This window comes from Nostoc sp. (assembly GCF_036917155.1).
Taxonomy (GTDB): domain Bacteria; phylum Cyanobacteriota; class Cyanobacteriia; order Cyanobacteriales; family Nostocaceae; genus Nostoc.
Genome location: NZ_JBALDZ010000217.1, coordinates 1 through 12,899, shown reverse-complemented (window position 1 = coordinate 12,899; position 12,899 = coordinate 1). Strand labels below are relative to the sequence as shown.

Here is a 12,899-nt window from a genome sequence, read left to right as displayed (position 1 = left end):
TACTAATTTCATCAATTTCCTTTGGGTATGCCACTTCTAATAGTATTTATGTACTATACAAATGCGATCCCACTGTGCCAGTTGCGTAAGTCCTGTTGCGGCTTTGTTCACCAGTTCCCGCGATCGCTTCCACCACTTGACGCTTTAAATCAACTCGCCGCAGGGTATGATTTTCTGTATCAGCAACGTAAAGAATCTGATTTTCGGCATCATAAGCCATTCCCTGCGGTGCAAAAAATTGCGCTTCGTTAAAAGCACCATCGGTTAAGCCGGATTTTCCAGTACCAATTAAATGTAGAATTTCTCCGTCGAAGTTACTCATAACTAGGCGGTGATGTCCAGAATCAGCAATGAATAAACCCATTGGAGTAGCTAGAACTTTACCAGGAAAAGCTAGGGGTGTGATTAATGGTTGGCGTTGTTTTTCTAAAGTCAAGCTGATTTCTTGGAAATTAATTGTGCCTTTATCTTGGTGTTGTTGAATTAACTTTTGAATCAACTCGTCTAAAGTGTCACGGTTTCCTTCACCAGAAATCTGGCCAATCACGTAACCTTCTGGATCAATAATTATTAATGTAGGCCAAGCACGCACAGCATACTCTTCCCAAATCCGAAAACCGCTATCAACTACAACTGAATGTTCAATGTCGTAGCGCAGGATAGCTTGGCGGATATTTTCTGTTTCTTTTTCGTTGTCAAATTTCGCAGAATGAACGCCGATAATGGTAAGATTATCTTTATATTTTTGTTCTAAATATTTTAGGTTTGGCAGAATATGCAGACAATTGATGCAACAGTATGTCCAAAAGTCTAAAATTACGACTCTACCCCTGAATTCTTTAAGAGATAAAGGTTTATCGGTATTCAGCCAAGAGTAATTTTGTGGTAATTCTGGCGCTCTAACACGGGTAATCATAAAGTATCCTTTGATAAAGTTAGCTCATCACTTTAACTTTAAATTCAGAGCGGTTTTTATGCAGATTTTACTGCCTTTATACACAATAAAAGGTAGACAACGCCTTAGATTACTTAAACTCAAGCGTTACGCGACATTATTAATTGGTTCAAGTATAGAAGATAGCGTTGTTAAATATATTCATCAAGACTGGTCAAATAGATATGCTTTGAAATCTGACTTTGACATCGGCTAGTAGTCTGTCCCATTAATTCTGAGGGATAAAAGAACGAACCGCAAAGGACACAAAGAGGAGGCAGCGCGGTCTTGGGGGTTTCCCCCATGAGCGACTGCCGTCGCAAAGTAAGAAAAGTTAAGAATGAGTTCCATCCATTATATTTAATGGGATAGACCACTAGTACTCTCTCAAGCTAACTTTGATGGGTGAGACACTTCTTAAACCTCTCTTTTTCCTCTCACTCTGCGTCCTCTGCGCCTCTGCGGTTCGTTTCTTTACCCTTCAAACTTCGCTTGATAGACTACTAGTAGTCTGTAAAATTCATTTTGACGGTTAGAGAGACGCGATAAATCGCCGTCTCTACAGGAAATTTATCCATCAATTATTTATTGATAGACCACTAGTAGTATAGGGATTGAAATTGCTTAGTTTCTTTTAGGAGTTATATATGGTCGGGGTAATATTTGATCTAGACGGAACTCTTTGGAATATATCTAGTATATGTGCAGATGCTTGGAATCAAGCAATTAAGATTGCTAATATTCCGAGAACTCCTATTACTGAGGATGATATTAATGGGATAAGTGGTCTTCCCTTTATAGAGTGCATAAAAAATATTTTTCCAGACATAGAAGAGGAAAATATAGTTTTAGCGGACATCACTTTTGAAAAGATTTGACAGACTAACAACTACAGAGTTGTCAGCTTGGGTACAACAAGCGAAAATTAAAGCTGAATACGGAAAAGTTATTGATCGCATTCCGCAACTAGCTTTGGCTAATCCTGGTTGGTTTGCAGTTCACATCTGCTGTAAATCGGGCAAAACCATCATTTTTGGGGATACAGCTTGTGTTTTCCCGCTAATGAGTGTGATTAAGACATTTTCTCTACTTTATCTGCTAGAACATCTCGGAGCAGAAAAGGTTTTCGACTGGGTTGGGGTGGAACCATCGGATGCACCCTTCAATTCTTTAGAACAATTAGTTAGCGATCGCGGCCATCCCCGCAACCCGATGATTAATAGTGGAGCAATTACCCTCGCTGATAAATTACCAGGAAAGGACGCTAATCAACGCACTTTTTTATTTTGTCAATGGCTTAACCAATTAGCCGGTTGCCAACTAAGCTTAGATGAGGTAATACTCGCTTCAGTGCGATTAACCCGATCAACAGCCAATGAAGCGATCGCAAACTATCTCGCCGAAGCCGGTTATCTAGAAAATATTGGAATAGCACTTGACACTTATGAGCAAATGTGCTGTATATCTGGACGAGTTGAAGATTTAGCCCTGTTAGGAAAACTTCTAGCTTGTGAAAATAGCTGTTTGTCATCACAAAACCGCCGAATTGTCAATGCTGTGATGTTAACTTGTGGATTGTACGAAGCTTCTGCCGAGTTTGCAGTGAGAGTTGGTCTACCGATGAAATCAGGGATTGGTGGTGGACTTGTAGCAATAGTACCAGGTGAGGGAGCGATCGCTTGTTATAGTCCCGCCTTGGATAAGATCGGAAATCCTGTCGGTGCGATCACATTTGTTGAGGCTTTAGCGCAAGAGTTGCAGTTGAGTGTCTTTGGTTGATTCTGTTGTAGGTAACGGCGTTGATTCAGGAGTTGGTGCTACCTCTGACTGTGGTTCTGGTGTCGGAGACTCAATAATCTCTGGTAGCGTGGGTGGCAAACTGGGAGATGGCGCAATTGTTACTTGTGGGGTAGGGACTTTACCAGCACCACGGTTGAAATATCCACCAAATCGAGATTTTGTTGGTTTAGGCGCAACTTTTTCTGGTAACGGCGTTGATTCAGGGGTTGGCGTTACCTCTGCCTGTGGTTCTGGTGTTGGCGTAATTATTTCTGGTGCTGGAGACTCAATAATCTCTGGCGGCGTGGGTGGCAAACTAGGAGATGGTGTAACTGGTGCTTGTGGGGTAGTGACTTTACCGGCCCCACGGTTGAAAAATCCGCCCAATCTAGGTTTTGTTGGTTTAGGCGCAACTTTTTCAGGTAATGGCGTAGATTCAGGGGTTGGTGTTACCGTTGGCTGTGATTCTGGAGACTCAATAATTTCTGCTGGTGTCGGGGACAAGCTAGGAGATGGTACAGCCGTTGGAACTTCTAATGTTGGTTTTTCTGGCTGTATTTTGGATTCTTTGGGAATTTCCGTTTCAGGAATGGGCTGTTTTTCTACCTTCGGTTGTATTTGGGGTGTTTTTTCAACAGAAGGTGTAGGTGTGGGTTTAGGTGCAGGTCTATAATTGGGGTCAACAATACCGCGCACCTCAGCTGCTGTGAGTTCTCCTCTGATAATTCTCGATAAAGTATCTTTACCCTTTGGCTGGTAGTCAATCAATCTAACTGTGGTATTAAAGGCATTTTTGACAGCATTTCCCTGGTTATCGAGAAATTCCAGTTTTACCCAATTTTTTCCTGGATGGAAGCCTTTAAGGTAAACTGCCTGCCAACGATCGAAAATAAAGCTTTCACCATTAATTGTGACGCGAATCCGCCAATCACTAAATCCTTCGTTAGCGTTTTCCTTCTCAACGAGATGTAGGGGCGCGTTAGTTAGGTAAAAGTCCAGTAAGATTGGTTCTGTTCCGTAGTTACCTTGAGGATTGCTGTAAGTTAGCAGGGGTAATTTGGAATCTGGATTGTTATCGTCAGTTTTTGTGAAAACGTGAAATGTTGTCTGGGCATAAGCGCCTTCATTTTTGAAGCTTTTATCCCAAGGACGGGAGGCAAAGACGCGCAGGGTATGAGTACCTGGGGATAAATCTGGTAAAATCAAGGGCTGATTCAGGTCGTAAACAGCTATATGAGGTTGATTATCCAGAATTACGTGTAGATAGGGTCCTAGTTGTAATTGTGGATCTTTAAATATTGGTAGATCCTTTACCTGAAAACTGACTGTAACTCTATTATCTTGGAAAACTTCATCAGGCTTTGGAGTAACAATTGTCACTTGTGGCTGATAAACTTCCAAAATTGGACGCAGTTCTTGGATAACATCTGGTGGGGAAACTTCCGAAAACTGCTTAGAAATTTGAGAAATCTGAGGAGAGTTTTCTCTATAGATAGTAGATACTTCCTGGCTAGCGACTTTCTCGCCGCAACTGGTCAAGCTTAATACCAGCACCAATGTCATTACCCACCTGAGAATCGAGAACCTCTCAGGGAGAAATTTTTCTAACACCCTTTTTAGCCACAAGTTCATGTGTTGCACCCAGTGATAGTCTTCGATAATTGACAGATTTATTTTGGCTCAAACTGTCCATCTGGAACTATAGCCCAAAAGGTGAAATCTGCCTCAGATCGCATGGTTTTCTTGTATATCTCAGGAAATTTTAACGGGTTGCGGGATTGGGGACTGGGGATTGGGGACTGGGAAAGAAATTCTTTTAAGATTCGCTGGGGGTATGAATCCACTATCTATATTCCCAATATCCATTCCCGATTTAAAAAAGTCATATTCTTTACAGCGTTTTACTTAATAAAATTGAAATATGACATAAATGTTCATGAGTAATCGCAGCAAAAGCTCGAACATCGGCTATATACAGCCAAACCATAAATCTTACGAATTGTTATCCTTTGTAAATTAAATAGATAATCTATTGACTTTTGGACAAAAAGTTTGAAGTTAAAAGCCAGATCAGGCAGGAATTCCAGCAATATTCGGGCAAGTTTGAATTATTGTTAAAATATCTCCAACAATGTACAAGTGAAGACTCTATAATTCAACGAGAAACAACTCTCCACATAGGGTCTTCATCGCAGCTTCAGTAAAATTCTGGAGTAGGCGATAATGGTTCATTTTGTGGTATTAATGATTCCTCATTCCTGATCAAGAGAGGAGGTCGAATGACAATAAGTCCTCCGGAGCGAGAGGAAAAAAAGGCAAGAGTAATCGTCGATAACGACCCGGTTCCCACTTCGTTTGAGAAATGGGCACAGCCTGGGCACTTTGACAGATCCTTGGCCAGAGGTCCCAAAACCACCACATGGATTTGGAACCTGCACGCACTCGCCCATGATTTTGATACACATACAAGCGATTTAGAAGAGATATCCCGCAAGATATTCTCAGCCCACTTCGGCCACCTAGCTGTAGTGACAATCTGGTTGAGCGGGATGATTTTCCACGGCGCGAAGTTTTCTAACTACGAAGCTTGGTTAAGCGACCCGTTAAACGTTAAACCAAGTGCCCAAGTTGTTTGGCCCATTGTCGGGCAAGACATTTTAAACGGTGATGTTGGCGGTGGTTTCCACGGTATTCAAATCACCTCCGGTTTGTTCCAAGTATGGCGTGGCTGGGGGATTACACACTCCTTCCAGCTTTATGCAACTGCGATCGGTGGCTTGGTATTAGCAGGCTTATTCCTATTTGCCGGCTGGTTCCACTACCACAAACGCGCTCCCAAACTGGAATGGTTCCAGAATGTGGAATCAATCCTGAACCACCACTTGCAAGTGTTGCTAGGTCTTGGTTCCTTGGGATGGGCAGGTCACTTAATCCACGTGTCCGCACCGACCAACAAGCTTTTGGATGCAGGCGTTGCTCTCAAAGACATACCCTTGCCCCACGAGTTCATCTTGAACAAAGACTTGTTGACGGAACTGTACCCTAGCTTTGCTGCTGGTATAGCACCTTTCTTCACCTTGAACTGGGGTCAGTATGCTGACTTCCTTACCTTCAAGGGCGGTCTAAACCCAGTAACAGGCGGCTTGTGGCTGACAGATATTTCCCATCACCACTTGGCGATCGCAGTTCTCTTTATCATTGCTGGTCATCAATACCGTACCAACTGGGGTATTGGTCACAGCATTAAAGAGATCCTAGAAAACCACAAAGGCCCTTTCACCGGCGAAGGTCACAAAGGTCTCTACGAAAACCTGACCACATCTTGGCACGCTCAATTGGCTACTAACCTAGCCTTCTTGGGTTCGCTGACCATCATCATCGCGCATCACATGTACGCGATGCCCCCTTATCCATATTTGGCAACTGACTATGCTACGCAGTTGTGCATATTCACTCACCATATTTGGATCGGTGGCTTCTTAATTGTTGGTGGAGCGGCTCACGCTGCAATCTTCATGGTGCGGGATTACGATCCAGTTGTGAATCAAAACAACGTGCTGGATCGGGTAATTCGTCACCGAGATGCGATTATTTCCCATCTAAACTGGGTGTCTATTTTCCTCGGCTTCCATAGCTTTGGACTTTACATCCACAACGACACAATGCGTGCATTGGGTCGTCCTCAAGACTTGTTCTCTGATACAGGGATTCAATTGCAGCCAGTATTTGCCCAGTGGATACAAAGTATTCACGCCTTGGCTCCTGGTACAACTGCACCTAATGCCCTAGAACCAGTTAGCTATGTCTTTGGCGGCGGTATTTTGGCTATTGGCGGTAAAGTGGCAGCTGCACCCATTGTTTTGGGCACAGCGGACTTCCTAATTCACCACATTCACGCCTTTACCATTCACGTCACCGTCCTAATTCTGCTCAAAGGTGTGCTGTACGCCCGTAGCTCTCGTCTGATTCCAGACAAAGCAAACTTGGGCTTCCGCTTTCCTTGCGACGGCCCCGGTCGTGGCGGTACCTGTCAAGTGTCTGGTTGGGATCACGTATTCCTCGGACTTTTCTGGATGTACAACTCCCTGTCGATTGTAATTTTCCACTTCAGTTGGAAGATGCAATCAGATGTCTGGGGAACGGTAGATGCAGATGGTGTTGTAACTCACATCACTGGTGGTAACTTTGCTCAAAGCGCTATTACCATCAACGGTTGGTTACGAGACTTCTTGTGGGCACAAGCTACGCAAGTCATCAATTCATACGGCAGTGCGCTATCTGCCTATGGTCTACTCTTCTTAGGCGCTCACTTTGTCTGGGCATTCAGCTTGATGTTCCTGTTCAGTGGTCGCGGCTACTGGCAAGAACTGATTGAGTCCATTGTTTGGGCGCATAACAAACTGAAGGTAGCACCAGCAATCCAGCCTCGCGCTCTGAGCATTATTCAGGGTCGGGCTGTAGGGGTAGCTCACTACCTCTTGGGAGGAATTGCCACAACTTGGGCATTCTTCCACGCACACATCCTTTCAGTAGGGTAGCAATCAGCTTCCTAAAAGTTAGGAGTTAGGAGTTAGGAGTTAGGAGTTAGGAGTTAGGAGTTAGAAATGAAAATTTAGAACTCATAACTTACAACTCATAATTCTCAATTCATAACTCACAACTCATAACTCCTAACTATACGCAGCTGGTATTTGATGGCTAAAGGTCAGAGGAATTATTAAACCTATGGCAACAAAATTTCCGAAATTTAGCCAGGATCTCGCACAGGACCCGACGACTCGTCGGATATGGTATGCGATCGCTACAGGCAACGACTTTGAAACCCATGATGGCATCACAGAGGAAAATCTTTACCAAAAGATTTTCGCTACTCACTTCGGTCACTTGGCAATCATCTTCCTGTGGGCATCCAGCCTCCTGTTCCATGTAGCCTGGCAAGGTAACTTTGAACAGTGGATTAAAGATCCCCTTCACATCCGTCCCATCGCCCATGCGATTTGGGACCCCCACTTTGGTAAACCAGCGATCGAAGCTTTTACCCAAGCGGGCGCTAGCAATCCAGTAAACATTACTTACTCTGGTATCTACCACTGGTGGTATACCATTGGTCTGCGGACAAATGGCGAACTGTACAACGGTTCAGTGTTCTTGCTGTTATTCGCGGCTGTATTATTGTTCGCTGGCTGGCTGCACTTACAACCCAAATACCGTCCTAGCTTGGCATGGTTTAAGAGCGCTGAACATCGCCTAAACCACCACTTAGCAGGTTTGTTTGGTGTTAGTTCTTTGGCTTGGGCTGGTCACTTAATTCACGTTGCTGTCCCCGAAGCTCGCGGTCAGCACGTAGGTTGGGATAACTTCCTCAACACCCCACCCCACCCAGCGGGTTTGACACCATTCTTTACAGGTAACTGGGCAGTTTACGCTCAAAATCCTGACACTCCTGGACATATATTCGGGACATCGCAAGGTGCCGGAACTGCAATTCTGACTTTCTTGGGTGGTTTCCATCCCCAGACAGAAGCTTTGTGGCTGACTGACATCGCTCATCACCACTTAGCGATCGCAGTTTTATTCATCGTTGCTGGTCACATGTACCGGACAAACTTTGGGATTGGTCACAGTCTCAAAGAAGCCTTGAATGCTAAGAGTTTCTTCGGCATTCCGGTTGAAGGCCCCTTCAACCTACCTCACCAAGGTATCTACGACACCTACAACAACTCTCTGCACTTCCAATTGGGATGGCACTTAGCAGCGTTAGGTGTTATTACTTCCCTGGTAGCACAGCACATGTACTCCATGCCTTCCTACGCATTTATTGCGAAGGACTATACAACACAGGCAGCGTTGTACACGCATCACCAGTATATTGCTGGATTCCTGATGCTTGGTGCTTTTGCTCACGGAGCAATCTTCTGGGTACGTGATTACGATCCAGAGCAAAACAAGGGTAACGTTCTTGAACGTGTACTACAGCACAAAGAAGCGATTATTTCCCACCTCAGCTGGGTATCCCTTTTCTTGGGCTTCCACACCCTTGGTTTGTACGTACACAATGACGTAGTAGTTGCTTTCGGCACTCCTGAAAAGCAAATCCTCATTGAGCCAGTGTTTGCTCAATTCGTCCAAGCTGCTAACGGTAAAGTACTGTACGGTTTAGACACCTTGCTATCTAACCCAGATAGTATTGCTTACACAGCATGGCCCAACTACGCTAACGTTTGGTTGCCAGGCTGGTTAGATGCCATCAATGCTGGTACTAACTCCCTGTTCTTGACAATTGGCCCTGGCGACTTCTTGGTACACCATGCGATCGCCTTAGGTCTGCACACCAGCACTTTGATCTTGGTCAAAGGTGCTTTGGATGCCCGTGGTTCTAAGCTGATGCCCGATAAAAAGGACTTCGGCTATGCCTTCCCTTGCGACGGCCCCGGTCGTGGCGGTACTTGCGACATCTCAGCTTGGGATTCCTTCTACCTCGCTACATTCTGGGTACTCAACACCATTGGTTGGTTAACCTTCTACTGGCATTGGAAACATCTCGGTGTTTGGCAAGGCAACGTCGCTCAGTTCAATGAGAACTCTACATATCTCATGGGCTGGTTCCGCGATTACCTCTGGGCTAACTCTGCTCAGTTGATTAACGGTTACAACCCCTACGGCGTGAATAACCTGTCTGTCTGGGCTTGGATGTTCTTGTTTGGACACCTAGTTTGGGCTACTGGCTTCATGTTCTTAATCTCCTGGAGAGGTTACTGGCAAGAGTTGATTGAAACCCTTGTTTGGGCACACGAACGCACTCCTCTAGCTAACCTAGTTCGCTGGAAAGACAAGCCCGTTGCTCTGTCCATCGTTCAAGCTCGTGTAGTTGGTCTGGCTCACTTCACTGTTGGCTATGTCGTAACTTACGCCGCATTCTTGATTGCTTCTACTGCTGGTAAGTTCGGTTAATTCGGCTGCTAGTTTTGTAGATAAGTAATAAAAATCCCCTGCCGCAAGGTGGGGGATTTTTTTGGGTTTTGGGTGGGGAGGATGAGAAAAATGTCTCAACCTCTTTAATTCACATTAGGCCCAATACCAATACAGTTCAGTTAAGCTTCTCTTCCTTCTCTTCCTTTGCGGTAGCCTGCGGCAAGCCGCTCCGCGTCTACGTTAAAAAAATTGAATTTGACAAAGAGTTTTAGCCTTAACCCAAGCGTATTGCATTAGGACTAACTCAGAAGTTCTCCTGTTTCTTGCAGGGAGTGCAAGCGGCGGTAAATACCTTCGTGGCGCAAGAGTTCGTTGTGGCTACCTACTTCTACAATTTTTCCTTGCTCCAGAACGACAATTTTATCGGCTTCTCGCACTGTGCTTAAACGGTGGGCAATAACAATGGTGGTGCAAGTGCCCTGAATCGATCGCATCGCTAGCTGAATTGAACGCTCAGACTCATAATCTAAACTAGAGGTGGCTTCGTCAAAAATCAATACGTCTGGTTCCACTAGCAACGCCCTAGCAATTCCCAAACGCTGTCTTTGTCCTCCAGATAGTCTGACACCTCGTTCCCCCACGACAGTGTAATAACCTTGGGGTAAGTGCTGCACTACTTCATCGACTCGGGCAATCCTACAGGCTTCCTTAACTTGCTCCAAAGTGGCATTCGTTCTACCATAGGTGAGGTTATCCAATATAGTACCGTTGAAAACGTCTACTTCTTGGTGAACGATCGCTAGCCTTCGTCTATATTTACCCACATTCAAAGTGCGAATATCTTGACCATCAATCAGAATTTGACCTTCTTGAGGTTCAAAATATCGCAACAGCAATTTTACTAAAGTAGACTTACCAGAACCGGAACGCCCCACTAATGCCACTGTTTGGTATGGCTCAATCAACAGGTTGATATCTTGTAAAACTTGACGGTTGCTATCATATCCAAAACTAACGTGCGATAACTCAACTTTTCCAGTAAATTTATACGGTGATTCTGTCTGGTTGTTTTCTTCTAAAAGACTAGCTGAATCAGGTGCAGTTGGCTCTTGGAGAAATTCGTGAAACCGCAGCATGGAAGAATAACGACGGGCAAAAAGTTCTGCCAAATTGCTAATAGGTTCTAATTCGGCATAAGCCATGCTAGAAAGAGTTAAGGTCATGACAAAGTGACCGAGAGAAATTCTACCGTCTGCTGTTGCTGCTAGAGTCAAACCCAGGATAGTAAATACGCAGAACTGAATTACAGTTCTTTGCCAAGTAGCCAGTTTCGTATAACCTTTGTGGACACGATACTCAACCACCATTAGTTCACGATCCAAACGTTGCTTTTGCCGCTTCAGTTCGTTAGCTTCTGTAGCAAATGCCTTCACCGTTTTGATGTTGGTAATCAGTTCAGAATTGCGGCTTTCTGTATCTTCTCCATATTTATCCAGAATAGTTTCGTGCCAAATTAGCTGCTTTAAATCCTTCAAGGTAAAGCTAAGAATAACCGCAAAGGAAATCAGATATAAAATCGCAATTCGCCATTCAATCACCAAGATAAATACGAAAATTCCCAGCACCCGAACTAGTTTAGGAATCAACTGTCCCGCAATTTCAGGGTATGTAAAAGTGTGGTTAGAAATACCTCTAGCTATTCTTCCCGCAATACGTCCAGGGTTATTTTCATCATAAAATTCTAGTGGGAGAGTGAGAATTTTTTCGATGGCTGTTTGGGCTTTCTGCCGACGCAACCTTAAGGTTATATCCCAATGAAACCAATGGGTTAACCAAGGTTGTGTTGGCGCTCTCACGACAGTGACAACGAAAACTAAACCCAGTAATATACTCAAAGATAGAGTTTTATTGACTGGGTAATTGGTGATATCAGAAAAAGTTGCGATCGCACTTTGAAGTGGTTTATCCAATGGTTGAGCAGACAAAATGTTTAAAATCTGCCCGATCGCATAAGGGACAACCAAATCAATAATTTCGTAAATGCTGGATGCTGTGATACTAAAGAGACTCAGCTTCCAATCAGAGCGAAAGTAATTGACAATATCCTGAAATTTGGCCATGATGCACACCGTCCAAGAGCGCGATCGTAAACTTGGAATTTATATACTACAGATGTATTACAAGGTAGTCAATAGTTAGATGACAAATCACCCTTTGGGAGTAGTTGGTAGTTCTTGAGGGAAAAATTCTAGACGATAGCGGTAGAGAGCAACTGGCCGAGAGCCAGCCTTAAAGTAATCTGGATCTTGGGGTGAAAGATAAACAGCAGTAACTTGATCTGCTTCAATCACTGGATTAGATGTTGAAAGTTTATGATAAGCGGTGGTAGATTCTACAGAGTTTAAATAGGGGCGTGAACCGCCTTTAAATAGTTGTTGAAACACTTCTGTGGTGATAAATTTGCCATCAGCGGTAGTTTCTGTGGCCCGTGCAGTCACAATGGAAACTAGTTGGCGACTGCTACGCAAAAACGTAATTTGACGATTAGGTGAATCTGGATCTACTTTGACTAATAACACTGTTTCATCCCCTAAATAAGCCCTTGCCAAATTCAAGCTATTAAACGCTCTATCTGCTACTAAAATGGGGGATTTGTAATCTATCTGAGGAAGTATTTTTAATCCAGTAATAGATGGTTGCTCTTTTACAAATCTTACTACAAAACTCACAGGCTGATTTAATTGTCGGCGATTACCTTCAAATCCTGGTGTTACAATCTCTGGTGTTAAAGGCGCAGCTAAATCTACTAAAGTACTTGTAACTTTCCAAGTACCAGCCATCCATTCAGGATAAACTAAATCTCCCGATGCTGGCTGCACAGAGGTTAAATTTTCCCACTGGGGAAAGTTGGTTAACCGTTCAGATAACTCTCCGGCTTCAGCTTCTCCACTCCATAGCAGGAAAAAAGCAATTAAGCAAAAACTCCAAATCGCTTTTATAAAAAACATTAGTAATTTTATATTTAACGTTTATTATTTATTAATTAAAAATTAATCTATAGTATCGACTCTTATTAATTTTAGAATAAAAGGATTGTTACGGTCGCTTCGTAGTGGTATCTCTAAGCTATAATCTTCTTCAGTACATAACTGCTGAAGTTCTTTAAAGACTTGAGCTAGAGACCCTAGCTATCTAATTGGTATTTCAGGGCTTGAGACTCAAGCACAGAGAGAAGTTCGGTATGTTGATTGACTAAACCTTGTATTGCGGTAAT

Annotated in this window: 7 protein-coding genes and 1 pseudogene; 4 read left to right on the top strand and 4 right to left on the bottom strand. The window is 43.7% G+C overall.

From position 1 onward, the window contains the following. Positions 1-94: 94 nt before the first annotated feature. Positions 95-916 (bottom strand): annotated as a pseudogene (locus V7K67_RS28840) (thioredoxin-like domain-containing protein); the annotation flags it as partial. A gap of 665 nt (positions 917-1,581) precedes the next feature. Here V7K67_RS28840 and V7K67_RS28835 point away from each other — a divergent pair. Both V7K67_RS28835 and glsA read left to right on the top strand, forming a co-directional pair. Beyond that, positions 1,582-1,812 (top strand): HAD family hydrolase, encoded by a 231-nt coding sequence (locus tag V7K67_RS28835; RefSeq protein WP_334733002.1) that lies wholly within the window; start codon positions 1,582-1,584, stop codon positions 1,810-1,812. Beyond that, positions 1,799-2,713 carry a glutaminase A gene (gene glsA / locus V7K67_RS28830; RefSeq protein ID WP_335169461.1) on the top strand — a complete coding sequence of 305 codons (915 nt, stop codon included), beginning with the start codon at positions 1,799-1,801 and terminating at the stop codon, positions 2,711-2,713. The genes V7K67_RS28835 and glsA overlap by 14 nt, the downstream gene beginning before the upstream one ends. On the opposite strand, the gene V7K67_RS28825 is transcribed toward glsA, so the two are convergent. Continuing rightward, a complete protein-coding gene (locus V7K67_RS28825) occupies positions 2,678-4,345 on the bottom strand; it encodes a hypothetical protein (protein ID WP_335169459.1) in 1,668 nt (555 codons plus the stop codon). The genes glsA and V7K67_RS28825 overlap by 36 nt on opposite strands. A gap of 647 nt (positions 4,346-4,992) precedes the next feature. Here V7K67_RS28825 and psaA point away from each other — a divergent pair. Then, a complete protein-coding gene (gene psaA, locus V7K67_RS28820; RefSeq protein WP_334711807.1) occupies positions 4,993-7,251 on the top strand; it encodes a photosystem I core protein PsaA in 2,259 nt (752 codons plus the stop codon). Between the two features lie 187 nt (positions 7,252-7,438). Beyond that, on the top strand, positions 7,439-9,664 hold the full coding sequence (gene psaB, locus V7K67_RS28815; RefSeq protein WP_334711806.1) for a photosystem I core protein PsaB: 2,226 nt from the start codon (positions 7,439-7,441) through the stop codon (positions 9,662-9,664). 260 nt (positions 9,665-9,924) lie between these two features. Here psaB and V7K67_RS28810 read toward each other — a convergent pair whose 3' ends face one another. After that, entirely contained in the window at positions 9,925-11,745 is a 1,821-nt protein-coding gene (locus tag V7K67_RS28810) for an ABC transporter ATP-binding protein (protein WP_334733006.1), read from the bottom strand. Between the two features lie 87 nt (positions 11,746-11,832). Continuing rightward, complete coding sequence (locus V7K67_RS28805; protein WP_335169457.1) at positions 11,833-12,633, bottom strand: DUF6816 family protein; 801 nt, start codon at positions 12,631-12,633, stop codon at positions 11,833-11,835. Between the last annotated feature and the right edge of the window lie 266 nt (positions 12,634-12,899).

What these genes read in the sequence shown, in the direction of transcription:
- V7K67_RS28835 (WP_334733002.1), top strand. Translation starts at nt 1,582, where the DNA reads ATGGTCGGGGTAATATTTGATCTAGACGGAACTCTTTGGAATATATCT.
- V7K67_RS28825 (WP_335169459.1), bottom strand. Translation starts at nt 4,345, where the DNA reads ATGAACTTGTGGCTAAAAAGGGTGTTAGAAAAATTTCTCCCTGAGAGG.
- psaA (WP_334711807.1), top strand. Translation starts at nt 4,993, where the DNA reads ATGACAATAAGTCCTCCGGAGCGAGAGGAAAAAAAGGCAAGAGTAATC.
- psaB (WP_334711806.1), top strand. Translation starts at nt 7,439, where the DNA reads ATGGCAACAAAATTTCCGAAATTTAGCCAGGATCTCGCACAGGACCCG.
- V7K67_RS28810 (WP_334733006.1), bottom strand. Translation starts at nt 11,745, where the DNA reads ATGGCCAAATTTCAGGATATTGTCAATTACTTTCGCTCTGATTGGAAG.
- V7K67_RS28805 (WP_335169457.1), bottom strand. Translation starts at nt 12,633, where the DNA reads ATGTTTTTTATAAAAGCGATTTGGAGTTTTTGCTTAATTGCTTTTTTC.